The organism is Bacillus sp. GMa5/1 (assembly GCF_050172015.1).
GTDB lineage: Bacteria > Bacillota > Bacilli > Bacillales > Bacillaceae_G > Bacillus_A > Bacillus_A cereus.
This window is the reverse complement of the sequence record NZ_JBNLYC010000027.1, coordinates 1-18,603: the sequence shown is the minus strand read 5'-3', so window position 1 is coordinate 18,603 and position 18,603 is coordinate 1. Positions and strand designations below refer to the sequence as shown.

Genomic DNA, 18,603 nt, shown 5'->3' with positions numbered 1-18,603 from the left:
CATCTTTGATATTACCACACGCTTACATTCTATACAAGTTCTCTTTTTATTATTTCCAGTATAAAAAAATTTCAGTCAGTGTATATCATACTTTCCATAGTTTATCAAAAAGTATACTTGTATGGAAAGCTAGAATATATTCGTAAATAATTGCTGACTAGATCCCACTAGAAATTTAATAAAATAGACAGTGTTCTTAAAACCAAAGGTTTAAGAACACTGTCTATTATTTTGACATAGAAAGTAATATTTTCTCCATTTCTTTCTTAGTTAGCTCATCATCGATTATCTCTTCGTATATCTTTGTATCTCTTGTAAAAATATCATTCACTATGACAATTTGATAATCACTATTCTTACCTTGTGCTGGTACAAACATTTTAAGGCCTCTTAACTTCCCCTCTCCATGAGAAGATTTATTATATACCATTTCTTTCCCATCTAAACTATAACTTTCTAGATTCTCTACTCCAGGCATCATATAGTGTAGCGGATCCTTAGTGCCATTACCATTACCATCCATATACATCCTTGACTGATAAATCGTAAAACCATATTTTCCTTTTGTATATTCTGATTTAATAACTAATTCTACGTCTCTTCCAAAATATGAGTCAGCCCACTCTCTCTTTAACTCATAACCTTCAGGTATATAAGTCGGCTGCTTAATTTGATACGGTACATGTTCTTTTGCTTCTTCCATAGTATATGTTAAAGACTTCTGCAATTTATCATCAAAAGGTTTTAATTTCTTCTGAATAGTAGCTAGTCTTTCTTGATCAGCTTTCTTCAAGCGTTCAGGTTTATATTCCTTTGTATCTCCATCATAATTCTCAGGCACATTTTTCTTAACCATTGCTTTTTTCTGAATTTCGCTAGCCTCTTTAAATAATTGGACATATTGTTCAAATTCTTCTTTTGTAAAATTCTTTTCTGCCAAATACAAAAAATCTGTATCTCTTTTATATGATTTTATCGACATACCCCATTCTCTACTTGCATTCTCTGGTGTACCATATACTGTTTCTATCGCTTTTTCAAATGCAGGTTTATATTGCTTGTTTTCTACAACCTTTTCCTTTTGTCTTTCATCTCCCTCAGTTATCCTTGCATTTAATAAAAATCCGCCTGCTATAGCTGCTATCGCAATAACTCCAAGTAAAGAAAGACGATACGATTTCTTTTGGAATTTTTTAATCATAATGATTCTCCTTTTTAGTGTTCGTTTATTTCTACTTAAATTTGCTAGGCTTGGTACTTGATAGGAATAGTGTTCTAAAAGGGTAATAATTGTATGACCGTATGCAATTTGTTCCTCTTTATCTATAAAAGTAAGTGCATATGCATCACAGGCTAATTCTTGATCTTCTCGCATACAAAAATAGGCGTACCAAAGAATTGGATTGAACCAATTTAATAGGATTAAACTGTACATAATCCAATTTACAGCTACATCGTTTCTCTTAATATGAGCTAACTCATGGTAAAAGACATATTGTAATTGTTGTTCATTTAATACTTTCATATGTTTTTTTGATAGTAATACTTTCGGGCGAAAGAAACTAAAAACCGTTGGACTTGCAATCTTTCCTGCAAGACGTAATGAAACTGCCTTCTTCATTTTCATAGACTGCTTACAGCGATTAAACACTGTAGTGACCTGTTCGTCCGTAATATCCGGTTGTTTCTTTATGTAAGAATATAAACGTCTATTTGTAAGAAACGTGATGGCTGCTAATATGATTACCCCAGCTAGCCACACATACAAAGCAAGTTTGTATAAAGAAAATGTAGTCTGTTTTTCCGAACTGACTTTTACTTCCGGTTCGCTAGTTTTTGTCACCATTTTAGAATTTGATTCCAATTCCACTTTTCGGTCGCTTTCTATATTCACTATATTCTCAGTAGCCGGCATATTTTTTGGAATAACTTCCGATACGCTAGAACTATAAGAAAGTAATGAGTAAATGCTATAAGAGCTATCTGGCGACCACGGTAAAAGGAGTCTTATCATTAATATGATCCACAGCATATATTGCCACCGGGGGGTTAATTTATTTCTGAATAGAACTTTTATACATAAAATAAATCCGACTAATATGCTAGCCATAAGTGACGTTTCTATAAGCCAATCAAAAAAATGAGGAAGGTATACATTTATAAGCGTGTTTATCATTTTTATCGATCCTTCCTCTTATTCTCCTCTGTCTTCTCATCTAAAATGCGTTTTAATTCATTAATATCTTCTGAAGATAATTTCTCCTCTTTTAAGAAATTAACAAGTAATGGCTTAAACGCTGCACCGCAAAAACGCTTTAGTAAAGATTTCGTTTCCACTTGCAAATAATTATCTTGTGATACTAACGGGTAATAAGCGTACATACGCCCTTTATCTTGATGGTAAGAAACGGCTTCCTTTTGCACTAATCGATTAATTAATGTGCGGATTGTTTTCGGTTTCCAGTCCATTGCATCTTCCAGTTCTTCTATAATTTCATTCGCTGTTTGCGGAGAATTCGACCAAAGCACTTTCATAATTTCTAATTCTGCTTCAGATATTTTAGGTAATTGATTTGTCATAGTATATTTCACTCCTAAGTATTACATTTGTAATCTATAATTAAGATTACAAATGTAATACTTAATTGTCAACCATATTTTAGAAAAATTAATTTCAGCTAAACCTTACTTACCAACAACAAAATTCCTCTTTTTCAAATAATCAAATAAAAAAACAAGAAAATCTTTACAATTAATAGTAATATAGAAAATAGACAAGTTTATCAAAACAGTGGAGGCTTTTTCAGTCATGATGCGTGCACTTCGTTTAAATATAAAGCAAGCTTTTTGTAGTCGTATTTCTTTAATTATGATGCTTAGTGGATTCGTTCTTATTTGCATTTATCACTATTATTATGTAATTCGTTATTTAGGAAACGCAGCAAATGGTCCTATATCAACAGATTTAAAATGGATTGGATTTCGCGACAATGAAATGGATGTTTATTTATTATTAATGCCAGTTATTGCGAGTTTCCCCTTTAGTACAAGTTACAATTCGGATAAGTCCGATGGTTTTAAACCGTTTGTGAGTAAGGGGATTTCTATATTTCCTTATTCAGTAGCGAAATATATCGTTACGTTTTTTTGCGGAGGATTTCTTTATACACTTCCATTCATCTTATCGTTATTATTTTGCAAATTAACCATTCCAGACGGAACACCTACGGTTGGTTCAGGCATCATAAATGCTGATGGAATGTTCGCAAACCTATATTTTGATGCGCCTCTCACTTACATTGCTGTATATATCGGAATTAATTTTTTATTTGCAGGTTTAATGGCCCTTTTAGGACTTGCCGCATCTGTATGGTCACAAAAAGACTATATGGCAATTCTCTTTCCATTTGCAGCCGCCTCCATTCCTTACGTCCTGCTAAATACAATACTTCCTTCAATAGGCGGAGCACCTTTTCATTTATATGATCCGAAACAACCATTGCAAGGCATGTCACCATATATTTTAATGACGCAATGTGCTTTCTTCCTTTTCGTTAGCTTACTTATGTATATACAAGGAGTAAAGCGGGATAGAAAAAAATATAAAAGAAGACTGCAAAAAAGAGAGCGGTGTAGAAAAGCGTTTCAAGTATAATAAAACCCTAATTTCCTTACTATATTGGAAATTAGGGTTTATTTACTATTCACTTATGGCGTACCTGCCAACCCCCATAAAATAACGACCGCTACAAAATAAATCGCTTTAATACCTACAACTAAACATAATGAAACAATTGCATATTTACTTAATTCTCTTCTTGCACCTATTAAAGTGAAAATAACCGCCAAACTAAATGTTATATAAGAAGCTGCTGTATGTATTAAGTTATACGTAATATCTAGATTGCTTGTAAGTCCTGTTATATCAGCTACAAACTGAAGCATGATGATCGTACTAAAAAAAATTGCAAACTGATTCATTACCTTTCCATTTATTTGTAACTGCATTGTTGTCCTTCTTATTAAAAACTAAATATTCAATCAATTTTATCGTTAGATTACAAAAAAAGGAATCATCTCTTTATACTATTCTATAACAATGCAAAAAAAGAACGCTTAGTCACCTAAGCGTTCCCCACTTTAAGAAGCCTTCTTCAAATCAATTTGAGCAAGTACTGGGTCGTGGTCACTTACACGTCCGTGTTCTTTCATAATGTTTGAGTTTAAATGTACTGGGTCTACAATTGTGTGTGGTGCGATATTGTTTGTTACTAAAATATGATCTAATACTTGTGCATTTCCTTCGTGAATGTACGTGTAACGATTCTCTTTCGGCACTGTGTTTAACATATCTTTTAAGATTGTTCCCTCTAGTGTTTTTAGTGGTTTAGAGAATTCGAAATCGTTCATATCACCTAACACAACAACTGGTGCATTTGTATTCTTTTTCTGAATTCCTTGCACGAAATAATTTACTTCTTGTGCTAACTGAATTCGTTTGTCTTCACTCTTTAATACGAGCGGCTGCACTTTTCCAAATGGCGTTGCATCTCCTAGTTTTGAGTTTAAGTGATTTGCAACGACAACAATGTTTTGTCCTTGGAACGTAAATTCTGCCGCTAGCGGTTTACGTGTACTTTCAAACAATGGATTTTCGTCTCCAATACGAACAACATTTTTATCAAGTAACTTCGGTACCGTCGCTAATTTCACGCGTGATGGATTATAGAAGAAGCCGACGCGAATATTCGCTCCTGGTGCTCCTCCATCTTGATTATTGTTTGGAGCGATTTCTACATACTCATACTTCGGTCCACGAATTTCTAGAACTGCATCAATGATACGTTTTGCGCTTAATGACGCATCTGTTGTACCGTCATTAATTGATCCGTTATTATCTTGCATTTCCTCTACACCGATAATATCTGGCATTTTTAAGTTGTATTTAATAGAATACGCTAACGCTTTTACTTTTTCATCAGTTGTTTCTTTTTTATTCGCTGAGAAGTTTTCAATGTTATATGTAGCAACCGTTAACTTATCAAGACGTGGCTGAATATTTGCCCCTACTTGCTTAAATCCACCATCCACTACAGCTGGCAGTTCTGTTATTGGCGAAATACGGAAAGAACCGTAATCATATCCTACTACCCCTGTTATATCTCCAGTAAAAGTATCTCCTACTTTTGCTACATAATCGCGAGGTACTTTTACAGAAAGGCGCTCTGGGTTTAATTGATTTTCATCTAATAGAGGTGTGCCATATTGTGTTACTATTTTATCTCCACCATTTTTTACTGTTACATATAAATTTCCGTTTTTCTGAGGTGTAATAATTTTTGGTGTTGGCATCGTAACACGCATACCTTCTATACTTTCATAGAAGTCGATTGCATCTTCATTTGGATCAAATAAACCAAATGCATCATTATCAATAATCTGGTCCGGGATTTTCACACCGTTTTCCCCAAGTACAATCGGTGCTGGCAAAGATTGATCTTTTGCGATTACAGCAACGCGGCTCGCTTTAATTTCAGTCGTCGTTAAGTCTGTTTCAAATCGTTCTGCATATCCTGGTCCAACATATTCTTCTACTACTCCATCAACTTGAATAAGATCTCCTACTGCTACATTCACATCTTTTTTATATACGTACATACCTTCTGAAGTAGCTGGATCATTATCTGGCTGATTATCTTCTATATAAAAGCCGTTTTTATCAAGCGCTGTGACAACGCCTTCCACATTGTTTACTTTCTTCCCGTTGTAAGGAGACATATGTGATTTCCCTTGAATGTCATGAATACGAACCTGTTCATTATTTACGATAATAAATGAAAATGTCGAAATTGCTGAAGGAGTAAGTCCTTCTTTTTCTGCGATTGCTTTCACTACACTATTTTCATTCACTATAATTTGTCCATTATAACGAACGCTTTTATTAGTAGGATTAGAGCCATCTAACGTATAGTAGATTGTTGCGCCTTCTGTATTCGTCGTTAATGTTACCGCTGTTCCTTTAGCAACTTCTCCACCGTTCGGTGAAGCTACTACATCGCTAACACGGTTTTGTCCTTCACCTTGAAACTTATAAGCTGTTACTGATTTTAGACCTGGGTTACTAAAATATAATTCAAGGGTCCCAGTCAAACTAACTTTCTTCCCGATATTTTCAGGGTGATCTTTTACATTCACTGCCGTTCTCACATCACCTTTCGGTAACTGAACGGGCATGATTTTGTCTGGATTCGTTTCGTTTGGCGAATCTGCAATTGCTACGTTTGTATCATCAAACTTAGCTGGATCCTTCGTATATTTAGAAGAACTTTGCGTATATCCAACAATATATCCTTCTACTATCCCCTTCGTTTTCCCTTGCTGCTTAAATACTTGAATTGCTTTTTCTACTGACATAGAAGCAGTTTCTTCTGCTTGCGCTAAAGTTCCAGTAAATGAAAGCAATAGCAAGAATGATAAAAAGACACTTAACAATTTCTTCACAGCCATTTTCCTCTCTCTATTTCATATTTTCTCAGCATTTCTATCATAACAAATGATTCGTTATATAGAACTATATTTCGACAAATTTTACAAAAGATTTATTTAATTTACAAGCTTTCAAACTATAATACAAAATAATAATTTTACACCTTCTACAAATACACTCTATAATGTTAGAGAGAGAAAACAGAAAATATCGACATTTAATTGGCATGTAAAATGGATTCATTTGAATAGGAGTGATTGGATGGAAGTGCAAACAGAAACATACCGCGCAGCTATGAATGGAACATTAGAACGTCATTTTTCAGATATGATTGCCGTTATACCAACTAGAATTACAATTGAGCAGTTAAAACAGCGACTAGAAACGATCGCTACTAAAGTTGATGATTTAAAAATTGTTTATAGTGATGAGACAAGCCTTATTGTTGAATTACATATGGGTGAAACAGTCATACCGTATGAACTGCATATTGATGAACCGAACGATCCAGAAGGATATAAAATGTACAATAGACAAGATGCTACAATCGTAGATCGTAATTTTGAAGATGCAGCTTTCGGCACTGAAATTTTCACTCGTACGCTATTTGTAGGCGATGTACTGGACTGCTTTTTCCAGCAGTTACAGTTCTTATGGAATCTCTCCCCAGATTTGTTATTTGTAATCGATTCAAGTGCAGCAATGAAAGTGATATCTAGAAGCTATATTGAATATCACGTTGAAAATGAATTATTACCTGACATTCCTGACTTATACGTTATTCATTCCGTTTATGAAGACGATAAAGACGGTGAGCCTACGCAATATTGGTTTCATACACATGGTCTTTTAAGAGCAGGCGTAACTGAAATAGAGTTAATTATTCCAAATCGCATTTCTTCCTACTACGGCATTAGCGATCTCTTTCAAACATTTGCTAATAATGCCGTTGAGAATGGACAAGTCCCTATGAATGAGCCTATCGTTATCGCGCATAGTCAGCAAGGTTCTATACATACAGTCGCTGTTCCGTGGGAAAAAGGATTATCTTATATAGGGCATAAAACGAGTATGGACCAATTATCTTCAATCGAAGATGAGGAAGTGAAACTACAACCAATAGATGCACAAAATACATTCTTAGGCGGAATGGATGCCCGAGATGAATACCATCAATCTCCATCCGTTCTCTTATTCAAATTTAATACTTCAGAAGAATATATTGAAAGTTTTTTCAAAGAACACGAGGAAGCTACAGGGCTCATGTTCTATAAAACAAATAGTGAAACCGATCGTATGGCTTACAATGCGAAAAATACTTTCGGGTATTTCAGCAACATTTTTCACATTGAACAATCAAATGAAGATTTTCGTTTCCTTGCTAAGTTTGGTGTCTCCTACGAAGAAGGAAAAAGTGAACATATGTGGTTTGAAATGCAAAACATTACGGAAGATTTCATTCAAGGAATACTCATTAATGAACCATATTTCATAGAAGATATGAGTGAAGGAAATAGTTATCATTTAGATTTTGATAACTTAACAGAGTGGGTTATTTATGCAGGAGATGCTGTTATAAAGCCAAATAACTTATATATGTTTATTGGCGAATAAGTATTTTATATAATAAACGAAACGCCTTCAATATGATTGAAGGCGTTTCTTATAATTTATTGTGCGATTAATTCAGCATCTATTACTTTCTCCAAATGAGATAATACACGCTTTGCAGCTTCCTCACCTTGATTAATACAGTCTGGAAGTCCAGCGCCAGCATAGGAGCTACCTGCCAAGTATATACCTGGCAACTCTTTCTCCATAAATGTTGTGAGCTGTTTCATTCGCTCGTTATGGCCTACTGTATATTGAGGCATCGCTTCTTTCCAGCGACTTACGATTGTAAACTCTGGATCCTCTGTAATATCCATCGTCTTCTTTAAATCTTCTAGTACGAACTGAACGAGTTCTTCTTCAGTTTGTTCTACAACCGCTTCATCACCAGCACGTCCAACGTAGCAACGAAGGAGTGTTTTTCCTTCTGGCGTTGTATGCGGCCATTTTTTATGCGTCCACGTACATGCTGTAATGGTGTAATCGCTATTTCGTGATACGACAAATCCTGTACCATTAATATCGCGCTGGATTGCAGACTTTTGGAAAGCAAGTGCCACATTCGCAACGGATGTGGATGGAATATTACGGAAGAAACGAAACTGCTTGTACTGAGCAAACATGGACGGCAATACTTTATGCGAAGTTGCCACTACGATGGCGTCCGCTTCTATTTCTTTTCCGTTACTAAGAGTAATTGTATAACCATCACCCTGTTTTGCAACTTTTTCAATGCGAGTTCCCTTTATTATCGTACCTTCATGCATCTTTGCTTCGAGAGATTTTACGATAGATTCTAAACCTGTTTTCACTGTTTGGAACATTCCCTTTTTCGGTTCAGCTTTCTCTTCTTTCGGAGCGAGCGTACGCATACCGAGTGAAATACTGCGATGTTTCTGCTCAATCTGATACATTTGCGGGAATGTTGACATTAAGCTCATTTCATCAATATCCCCTGCATAAATACCCGATAGTAACGGTTCTATTAAGTTTTCAACCACTTCGTTTCCAAGACGATGTCTGAAAAATTGTCCGAGTGATTGGTCAGATACTGGCTTTGACCTCGGCATTAATAGATCAAAACCAGCTCTTAGTTTACCAATTGGGGAGAACAGCCCGGAAAATAGAAACGGCGTAATTTGCGTTGGAATTCCCATCATTGATCCATTCGGCATTTTATGTAACCGATTGTTTACGAGGATAAATGATTGACCGGCTTGATTATTTACAAGTTCATCGCCAAGACCTAATTCTTTCACTAATCTAGCTGCACTTTCTTTTCGTGCTAAGAAAGAATCCGGTCCGCGCTCAATTGTAAATCCATCTTTTCGAACGGTTTGAATTTTTCCGCCAAGTTTACCCGATGCTTCTATAAGTAATGTATCAATCGGCAAGTTTTTTTCATGAATATTTTTTTGTAAGTTATACATTGCTGTTAATCCAGTGATGCCTCCGCCGACGATCACAACTTTTTTCCTCAAGCAGGCTCCCCCTTTCTTCTTACAGTACAGATTCTTTTTTCTTTAATACAACATCTGTTAAACAATCAATAAATGCGTCCGATGCATTTGGCATTTCTGGACGATAATATTTCGCACCAATTTCATCCGTTACAACTTTACACTCAAAGTCGTTGTCATATAAAACTTCTAAATGTTCCGCAACAAATCCAACTGGTGCATATACGAATGAAGTATAACCGTGTTTTTCATTTAGTTCTCTCGTTAAATCTTGTACATCTGGACCAATCCAAGGATCTGGTGTGTTTCCTGCACTTTGCCAGCCTACTGCATAGTTTGCTACTTCAGCTCCGCGCGCGATATAATCCGCTGTTTCATTTAATTGATCTGGATATGGATCGCCCATTGCAATAATTTTCTCTGGTAAGCTATGTGCAGATACGATTAATACTGCTTTTTCACGCTCTGCATCTGACATACCGTTATATATACCTTTCACTGCATCAACCCAGTACTGGATGAATTTCGGCTCTTTATACCAGCTATCAATGCCGTGAATTGTTAAGTTTCCAAGTTTCTCAGCTTCTTCTTGTGCTCGTCCAACGTATGATTTCACGCTAAACGTAGAATAGTGAGGTGCAAGAACAAGTGCGATTGCATCTTGTATTCCGTCGTTATGCATATCTTTCACCGCATCTTCAATAAACGGTTCAATATGTTTTAAACCAAGATACATATGGTACTCTACTTCATCTTGTACTTCATTTAAACGCTGTTCTAACTTCTTAGCTTGCTCTAATGTAATAGTAGCTAAAGGAGAAATACCACCAATTGCACGGTAACGCTCTGTTAAATCTTCCAGCATTTCAGGACTTGGCTTTCTTCCTCTACGAATATGTGTATAGTAACGTTCAATATCTTCTTCTTTATATGGCGTTCCGTATGCCATTACAAGCAAACCAATTTTCTTTTTCATACAGCAATTCTCCTTTACTTCGCTAACTGCCCTTTAGAGTATTCATGAATAAATGTAGTTAAACGTTTTAATGTATCCGGATTTACTTCTGGGAATACACCGTGACCTAAGTTAAAGATATAACCCGGCTGTTTCATCCCTTGATCTAAAATACCTTTTACATGTTCTTCAATAACAGACCATGGTGCAAGTAAGAATGAAGGGTCCATATTACCTTGTACCGCCTTATGAACGCCACGTGCACGTGCTTCTTCAATCGGTAAGCGCCAGTCTAAGCCGACTACATCAAGCGGTAAGTCGTGCCACTCATTCACTAAGTGTGCAGCTCCTACGCCGTGCATAATCATCGGTACACCCATCTTACGAACTTCTGCAAAAATACGCTCCATTGCTGGTTTAATAAATACGCGATAATCTGCTACATTTACTGTTCCAACCCAAGAATCGAAAATTTGAACTGCTTTTGCTCCTGCGTTTATTTGCGCTTTTAAATATGTAATAACCATATCTGCTAGTTTATCCATTAAAGCGAACCAAGCTTTTGGCTCTGCATACATGAACGCTTTCGTATTATGGTAGTTACGAGATGGACCGCCTTCAATCATATAGCTCGCTAATGTAAATGGAGCTCCTGAAAAACCGATTAACGGTACGTCTAACATTTCTGTCGTTAATAAACGAATTGTATCTAGTATGTACGGTACGTCATCTTCTGGATTGATTTCCCCTAGTTTTTCTACGTCTTGTAAAGAACGGATTGGATTATCAATAACTGGGCCAATACCTGATTTAATTTCTACATCCACACCAATTGCAGGTAGTGGTGACATAATATCTTTATAAAGAATTGCTGCGTCTACGTTATATTGATCAACCGGCAATTTTGTAACGTAAGCACATAACTCTGGATTATGTGTAATTTCAAATAAAGAATACTTTTCTTTAATCTTTCTATATTCCGGCTGTGAACGACCTGCTTGACGCATATACCATGCTGGTACATAATCGGTACGTTCCCCCCTACATGCTTTTAAAAATGTCTCATTTATAGTTCTTACCAAGACCCTTGCTCCCTTCCTTACCAATGCTTCGAATACGTTCGATATTTATCTTTTTTTACTATACAGCTTGTAAAAACAAAATGCATAATATTATGTACGTTGTTCATTAAATTGACACAAACATTCTTAAAAACGCTTACTATTTTCACAACATTCTTATTATAACACAGAGAAAAACTATGGTTTAGCTACTTTTGACTTTTCTCCTTCACGATTCGTTTGTGTATTATATGGTACAACGTAAAAGCTCGGTTTTGAAAATATGTTAACGAACTTTTCCTCATATTCCCCAGCACCATTTACAGTGCTAACATGTGTATGAATTCCGTTCTCCACTCTATAGATTCGGTACATAATTCTGTTATCTGGAAGTGGCGTCCAACTTAATTTTGCTTTAAATAAACCGAAAGGGCTAAATGATAGTTTCATTTTTACATCTTCAATTTTGCGCAGTCGAATCGGAGCGCCGATTGTTTCCACACCTTCAGGCTTCATAAACTTCTCTTTATGTTCTACATTAGCCTTCGTTAAAATTTTCTTAAACAATTTTGTCGCAGATGCACTTTCTCCTTGCAACTGATGCTCCTTATCCGTACGGTCATAACCAATCCAAACAGCGCCTACTAAGTTAGGTGTATAGCCGACGAACCACATATCTCTTGCTCCCTTATCGTCATTTGGCAATGAAGTTGTACCCGTTTTTCCAGCTAACGCACCGTTATATACACCAGCTCTCGCTGTTCCTTCCTTCACAACTCCTTCTAACATTTTCGTCATATACCATGCTGTCTGCTTCGAGAAGATTTTCGTCTCTACTTTTGGAGATTCCCCAATGACTGCACCGTGTCTATTTAATACTTTATCAATAACGTGCGGCTCAATAATATTTCCATTTGCTAAAAATGAACGATACATTTTTACAAGATCAAATGTTGAAACGCCATTTTTTAGTCCCCCAAGCGCTGTACTTAAACCAGCATCTGCAATATGGACATTTCCTTTTTCTAAATATTGCTTTCCTTCTTCTACCCCTAACTCATTTAATAAAGAAACTGCCGGTACGTTTGCCGACTCTAAAATCGCATCATACATCGTCATTTCTTTTGAATACTCATGATTATAATTTCGAGGTTCATACCCTTCAAAAGAATTTCTTTCATTTGTTAATAAAGAATACGGATTATACTTTTTCGTTTCTAGTGCTGGTGCATAAACGATAAGTGGTTTTAAAACAGATCCGGGCTGCCTTTTGGCAAAAACACGATTAAATCCTCTCGGGACGTACTTTCTTCCCCCAATCGCCGCTTTAATCCCTCCCGTACGATTATCCATTAATAAGAAAGCACCTTGCGCCCCTTCTTCTTTCCCAGGAAAATTCCTTGCATCTTGAAACTGGTTATATGCTACCTTTTGAATCTTTTCATCCATAGGTACGACAAACGTATATCCTCCGCGAAGTACTTCTTGATGAGACAACCCGTATAAACGAGCGGCTTCATCTATGACCATATCAATATACGGCATATATGCAAGCTCATTCTCATCTAAATTTTTATATAGAGCAATTGTCTTCCCTTGATAACGAACGCTTTCTTCTGCAGTCAAATAGCCTTGTTTATGCATAAGTGACAATACTAGATCGCGGCGTTCCTTACTCTTCTCTGCAGAATAGTACGGTGAATATCCGTTTGGTGACTTCGGAAGGCCTGCAAGCATTGCCCCTTCCTCTACTGTTAAATCCTCAACATTTTTATTAAAATACAACTTTGCTGCCGCTTGAATACCGTAAGCCCCATGACCAAAATAAATATGATTCATATACATTTCAAGAATTTGTTGCTTCGTATATTTTTGCTCTAATTGAAGAGAAATTGCGACTTCCTTCAATTTGCGCGTAAATGTTTTTTCACGAGTTAAAAAGACGTTTTTAGCGAGTTGCTGCGTAATGGTACTACCGCCCTCTACCTTCTCTCTAGCTAACGTATCTTTATAAAGAGCACGGAATATAGACGGATAATCAATCCCTTGATGCTCATAAAAACGAGAATCTTCCACCGCAACAAACGCCTGCTGCACATACTTCGGAATTTGCTCGATCGGTACGAGGTCTCTATTTTCTACGTATAATTTCGTAATTTCTTTCCCTTTCTGGTCAACGATACGTGATGAAGAGTGGAAAACGAGCTGCTTTTCATCCATCATATAGCCACCAGCTAACACGATAAGTTTATAGAGTACAATCGCTACTACGAACGTTGCGACGCCGCCTAATAAAGTCCACTTTACTTTCTTCATACATCGTCCTTCTTTCCAAATGATGGTACATTTATTATTTGAAAAAGAAGTATCTTTATGTATATAATCTTCGAAGTTTTTTAAGAGAGTTGATATAATAGAAACAAACTAGTAAGGGGGCATTAAAATGAAGGCTATTATTTCATACGAAACACCTCTAGAACAAGCACATTTCACTGCAAAAAATGATGAGAAAAATATGTTTTATAAAGAAAATACAGAAGAATCTGTAGAAGGTTCACTTCAGTATGACGTACTAGATGCTGTCGGCGAATTTAAAGGACAACCTGGCTATATCGTTTGTAACAACATTTCTGTAACAGACGAAGGTCGCCCTGTATTTGAAAACCGCTTTAAAAACCGCGCAGGCCTTATCGAAAACGAACCAGGATTCCAAGCGATCCGCGTTCTACGCCCATTAAGTAACGATACATATGTCATCTTAACGATGTGGGAAACAGAGCAAAACTTTAAAGACTGGACAGAATCACGTTCATTCGAAAACGCTCATAAAAAACGTCCCACGCAAGTAGAAGGAAAACCTCAGGCTCAAGCGCATCCACATGCGGAACAGCAAAAGAGTATTTTCTCTCGCCCTTCTTTTGTGACTACTTTTGATGTGTTAGTTTAATTTTTTTGAGTTTGGAGTTCGGAAACCACGGTATGTGAAATTATATCGGCGATTCTTCGAATATATCAACGCAACTCGAATTATATCAGCGTTTTTCTGAATTTATCGGCGCAACTCGAATTATATCAGCGTTTCTTCGAATTTATCGGCGCAACTCGAATTATATCAGCGTTTTTCTGAATTTATCGGCGCAACTCGAATTATATCAGCGTTTCTTCGAATATATCAGCGCAACTCGAATTATATCAGCGTTTTTCTGAATTTATCGGCGCAACTCGAATTATATCAGCGTTTCTTCGAATATATCAGCGCAACTCGAATATATCGACTTATCGACAAATCATGACACAAAAAGGAAACACCATTACACACCGGTGTTTCCTTTTTCTTTGTACCAATTATATATACGAAGTGAATCTTTTTTTCTCATATGCTTTACTTCATAACCCCGCCCCGCTACCGCTACAAGAGTTGTACATAATTCATCCTTTCTTTGAAAATACGATTGATTATAACCTACTGCTTGAACATGTCTTCTTCGCATTATTCCTGTATATTTCGAAAAATTACGATATACAACCGTTAGTTGATTTTCTCTTAATTCATAACCGCCACTTTTATATCTAGCATACGCAAGTAACGAAAACACGATAAATAACGGTAAAACAAAAAATAACGCAATATATTGTTTTAAATATATACTCACGCTAGCAATTAGAACTGTGAGTATGATACTTATTAACCAGCCCATAATGAAATAACGACGCAACGCTGTTTTTGGTAAGTGAGCGATCTCCGCTTCAATTTCATAAGGTAACTCTAAATATGTGAGCAGGTGCTGTACATCTTTTTTCTTCATAAAAGGATGCAGCATCACTTCATTACTTGCTGCTCCAATACTGTGAATTGCTTCCACTTCAACAGCGCAATAACCAAATGGCTGGCGAAGCATACATTCTTTTACAGTAATCGCTTGAATTCGGTGCAATTTTAAGACAAACTCTTTCTTTTCAAATAACCCTTGAACGATACGAATTTCTTCCCCTTTTCGCTCAATTTTAAAGTTTGCATATTTCAACACATATCCAGCCGTGGAAATAATCCATGAAATTGCCATTAAAATTAATGCTATTACAATTAGTTTATAAACACCGTTTCCCATCACATACGCTTCTACTTTACTTGTGAATCCTTCAGGCAGAACAAAATCAAACTTTGTGTAAAGAAGTACCAGTCCAGAAAACACTAGTCCGAACCGACCAGATGTAATCGCTGCTGCTAAAACCTCTTTCGCTGTTAACTGATAAACCGTCTTGCTTTCTTCCTCTTCTATTTCTTCTTTTACAGTAGTTTCTTTCTTATGTAATAAAGAGATTAAATGTTTTGCCTCGTCTTCTTTAATACCAGCCAACATCACTTCTGGTTCACTACCACCACCCGCTACTTCTATATTTAACTTCATAAGCCCAAGCATCTGATAAATGACATTAGAAGACGTACTAACATTTTGCACACGTTCTTTATTTAAATAACTTTCCTTCTTTACAAAAACACCGTGCTTTATATGTAAAATATTATTCTCAATCCAGTACACTTTAAAATACCATTTAATTGCTGAAAAAATAGCCATGATGAATAAAACAACCAGAAGGAAAAGATAAAATAAATACCAAGGTTCCACTTGTTCATCAGGTTTAAATAAAACAAGAATAATAAGTGGCAACAAACTCGCAACTCTAATACCTAACAATATCGTAATCGGATGTTGCCTCTTATACATCCTTATCACTCACTTTCGCAAGTTCTCCAATTTGTCTTTTTAGCTGTTCTGCTTCTTCTTTCGTTAAACCTGGAATACTATGAGAAGTTGCGGCTGTTGAAATGTGTAATTCTGCTAAATTATACTTTCTCATGATCGGCCCTTGCTCAATCGTTACGTGCTGCACACGGATCATCGGAATAAGTACGCGTTTTACAACGAACATTCCCTTTTGAATCTCAATCTCTTCTTCATTTAATCTGTAACTATAATAGCGCTGACGCAAATTTGGAAACACAAAATAATCAAGTGGAATAAATGTAATAGCTCCTGTTACTAATAGTACAAACAACCAGCCCCACCAGTTAAAGTTAATCATAAAAAAGAAATACGCAATTACGACTGTTAGTATAACTGCCGTCCCAATTAAAGCGTGAATTCGCCACACTTTCAGCATATTAGAATGAATCTCCCTTTCTAACGGCTGCATCTCATCACTCCAATTCTATGAATTTATTACTTATATATTATCAAAAAATAAGATTTCATATACATTTTTGTAAATTTATAGTCAAATAAACATGTATGAATCAAAAGCATATTGAAAAAAACACACCTCAGTTTTGAAAATTATGTATTATAAATATGAATTATATTGAACTAAAATAAACCTTACATGATTCATGCAAGGTTTATCGTTTTATACACAATATATTTCATTATTGTTGAGATATACTAGCATCGCTTTCAATTCGCTTTTCTTTTTGGCTCAGTTTTTTATCTTTAGATTTTTTTAATGTTAAAGTCATACCAATAAAAATAAAAAGAATTCCTGTTATTTGCATTAAAGTTGGACGGAATCCAGTAAGTACAGTATCTAATAATATTGCCACTGCCGGATCCAAAAAAACTAATATTGAGATTGTTTTTGTAGATAAATAGCGTAAACTATCAAAAAACAGATAATATACTATCCCTGTGTGAATAAAACCAGTAGCTATAATATATGTCCAATTACTTTGAGTGAGGCCACTAAAAGCATCTAAATCTATAAATGGTATTAAAAGAAATATCCCCAAGAATGTTTGTAAAAATGTCATTGCATACGCACTCATTTTGTTAATCCCTTTACCAAATAAAGTTGTAAATGCATAAAAGAGAGCTGCAAGAAATCCCCATATCATACCTGAAGACATTAATGAACCGACAGAGAAACTTCCATCGATACCAGCAATTAATAAAGCTCCTGCAAAACACACAATTATTGAAATGATAGATATGAATGTTAATTTTTCTTTAAAGACGATACTTCCAATTAACAGTACAATTACGGGTGCAAGATGATAAACCGAGATAGCAATTGTAACTGACATATTTTCAAAGGCTTTAAATAAGAAAACCCAATTAAATACTAAGAAAAAGCCACATATTAAAACTTGAATAACTTCTTTTCGTTCCCATTTATCTTGTTTATATTGCCCTGTAAGCAACCAGCATACACTTAAAAATATTGTCGCAAAAATACACCTTACAAACACTAATTCAAACGAAGGTAAGTTTGTTTGAACTGAAAAAAATCCAACTGATCCAAAGATAACCATTGATGCTATCATCTTTAAAGCCGGTACCGTTTTCTCTTGCTTAAAACTTTTTTGAAGCAAATTAATCCCCCTCCAATAAAAACTCGGTTTATAGTGAGAAAAACACCAGCCTAAAAAAGGACAGGTGCTTTTCCTCAAAAACACTCAATTATAAATTTTTCCCAGCAGTCCAACCACCATCAATTACAAAATTAGAACCAGTAATAAAGCGGGCCTGATCAGAAATCAAGTACTCAATACATGAAACAATATCCTGCGGCAACCCCCAAGTATCTAAAGATTGATTACTTTTTATCATAGACATCAAGGCTGTATTACTAAAGTATTCTTCTGTAAGTTCAGTTCTAATAACACCGGGAGAAATGCTATTTACCCTTATATTTTGCTTTCCAAATTCCATAGCCATCTGTTTAGTCAATCCGATTAAAGCATGCTTTGATGCAACATAAGCAGCTCGCTCTGGTTCAGCCATTAATCCAGAAACCGATGCTATATTCACAATACAACCTTTTATTTTCGATTCACACCATCGCTTAGCTACTTCCCTAGAAAGGATAAATGGGGCTACTAAATTTACATCAATTACTTTTTTAAACATATCATCGGATAAATGTAAAACAGGTGCTATCTCTCGAATACCAGCTGCATTTATTAATATATCAGGAGAAAGCTTTTCTAAATCTAATTGAGTAAAAAGATTATGAATCGCTTCGCTATTACTT

At 35.7% G+C, this 18,603-nt stretch carries 15 protein-coding genes; 3 read left to right on the top strand and 12 right to left on the bottom strand.

Going from position 1 to position 18,603, the window contains the following annotated elements; genetic code table 11:
* Nucleotides 1-226: 226 nt before the first annotated feature.
* Both ACQGSG_RS09470 and ACQGSG_RS09465 read right to left on the bottom strand, forming a co-directional pair.
* The gene (locus ACQGSG_RS09470) at nt 227-2,176 is read right to left on the bottom strand and encodes a M56 family metallopeptidase (protein WP_325842723.1); all 1,950 of its coding nucleotides are present in this window, start codon (nt 2,174-2,176) and stop codon (nt 227-229) included.
* A gap of 2 nt (nt 2,177-2,178) precedes the next feature.
* Complete coding sequence (locus tag ACQGSG_RS09465) at nt 2,179-2,580, bottom strand: BlaI/MecI/CopY family transcriptional regulator (RefSeq protein WP_000184503.1); 402 nt, start codon at nt 2,578-2,580, stop codon at nt 2,179-2,181.
* A gap of 229 nt (nt 2,581-2,809) precedes the next feature.
* On the opposite strand from ACQGSG_RS09465, the gene ACQGSG_RS09460 reads away from it, so the two are divergent.
* The gene (locus tag ACQGSG_RS09460; RefSeq protein ID WP_000984174.1) at nt 2,810-3,655 is read left to right on the top strand and encodes a hypothetical protein; all 846 of its coding nucleotides are present in this window, start codon (nt 2,810-2,812) and stop codon (nt 3,653-3,655) included.
* 53 nt (nt 3,656-3,708) lie between these two features.
* On the opposite strand, the gene ACQGSG_RS09455 is transcribed toward ACQGSG_RS09460, so the two are convergent.
* Nucleotides 3,709-4,008, bottom strand: coding sequence for a hypothetical protein (locus tag ACQGSG_RS09455; RefSeq protein WP_001176844.1), 300 nt, complete (start codon nt 4,006-4,008; stop codon nt 3,709-3,711).
* 132 nt (nt 4,009-4,140) lie between these two features.
* The gene (locus tag ACQGSG_RS09450; RefSeq protein WP_098218413.1) at nt 4,141-6,507 is read right to left on the bottom strand and encodes a DUF6359 domain-containing protein; all 2,367 of its coding nucleotides are present in this window, start codon (nt 6,505-6,507) and stop codon (nt 4,141-4,143) included.
* A 241-nt stretch (nt 6,508-6,748) separates the two neighbouring features.
* On the opposite strand from ACQGSG_RS09450, the gene ACQGSG_RS09445 reads away from it, so the two are divergent.
* The gene (locus ACQGSG_RS09445; RefSeq protein WP_097796474.1) at nt 6,749-8,101 is read left to right on the top strand and encodes a DUF4026 domain-containing protein; all 1,353 of its coding nucleotides are present in this window, start codon (nt 6,749-6,751) and stop codon (nt 8,099-8,101) included.
* A 56-nt stretch (nt 8,102-8,157) separates the two neighbouring features.
* Here ACQGSG_RS09445 and hemY read toward each other — a convergent pair whose 3' ends face one another.
* The 4 genes from hemY to ACQGSG_RS09425 form a co-directional block, all read right to left on the bottom strand.
* Entirely contained in the window at nt 8,158-9,579 is a 1,422-nt protein-coding gene (gene hemY, locus ACQGSG_RS09440; RefSeq protein WP_325842724.1) for a protoporphyrinogen oxidase, read from the bottom strand.
* A gap of 19 nt (nt 9,580-9,598) precedes the next feature.
* Complete coding sequence (gene hemH, locus ACQGSG_RS09435) at nt 9,599-10,534, bottom strand: ferrochelatase (protein ID WP_000726800.1); 936 nt, start codon at nt 10,532-10,534, stop codon at nt 9,599-9,601.
* A 14-nt stretch (nt 10,535-10,548) separates the two neighbouring features.
* Entirely contained in the window at nt 10,549-11,595 is a 1,047-nt protein-coding gene (hemE, locus tag ACQGSG_RS09430; protein WP_000252605.1) for a uroporphyrinogen decarboxylase, read from the bottom strand.
* Between the two features lie 177 nt (nt 11,596-11,772).
* Complete coding sequence (locus tag ACQGSG_RS09425; RefSeq protein WP_000756294.1) at nt 11,773-13,890, bottom strand: transglycosylase domain-containing protein; 2,118 nt, start codon at nt 13,888-13,890, stop codon at nt 11,773-11,775.
* Between the two features lie 127 nt (nt 13,891-14,017).
* Between ACQGSG_RS09425 and hmoB the strand changes: the two genes are divergently transcribed.
* On the top strand, nt 14,018-14,521 hold the full coding sequence (hmoB, locus tag ACQGSG_RS09420; RefSeq protein WP_016109457.1) for a heme-degrading monooxygenase HmoB: 504 nt from the start codon (nt 14,018-14,020) through the stop codon (nt 14,519-14,521).
* A gap of 364 nt (nt 14,522-14,885) precedes the next feature.
* On the opposite strand, the gene ACQGSG_RS09415 is transcribed toward hmoB, so the two are convergent.
* From ACQGSG_RS09415 to ACQGSG_RS09400, 4 genes are all read right to left on the bottom strand, one after another.
* Nucleotides 14,886-16,301 (bottom strand): PH domain-containing protein, encoded by a 1,416-nt coding sequence (locus ACQGSG_RS09415; RefSeq protein WP_061655443.1) that lies wholly within the window; start codon nt 16,299-16,301, stop codon nt 14,886-14,888.
* Nucleotides 16,294-16,770 carry a PH domain-containing protein gene (locus tag ACQGSG_RS09410; protein WP_325842725.1) on the bottom strand — a complete coding sequence of 159 codons (477 nt, stop codon included), beginning with the start codon at nt 16,768-16,770 and terminating at the stop codon, nt 16,294-16,296. The genes ACQGSG_RS09415 and ACQGSG_RS09410 overlap by 8 nt, the downstream gene beginning before the upstream one ends.
* Before the next feature lie 229 nt (nt 16,771-16,999).
* Nucleotides 17,000-17,941, bottom strand: a complete 942-nt coding sequence (locus ACQGSG_RS09405) for a DMT family transporter (RefSeq protein WP_000939625.1) — start codon at nt 17,939-17,941, stop codon at nt 17,000-17,002.
* Nucleotides 17,942-18,029: 88 nt separating this feature from the next.
* The coding region (locus ACQGSG_RS09400) for an SDR family NAD(P)-dependent oxidoreductase (RefSeq protein WP_426947253.1) at nt 18,030-18,603 on the bottom strand (574 nt) is incomplete at its 5' end.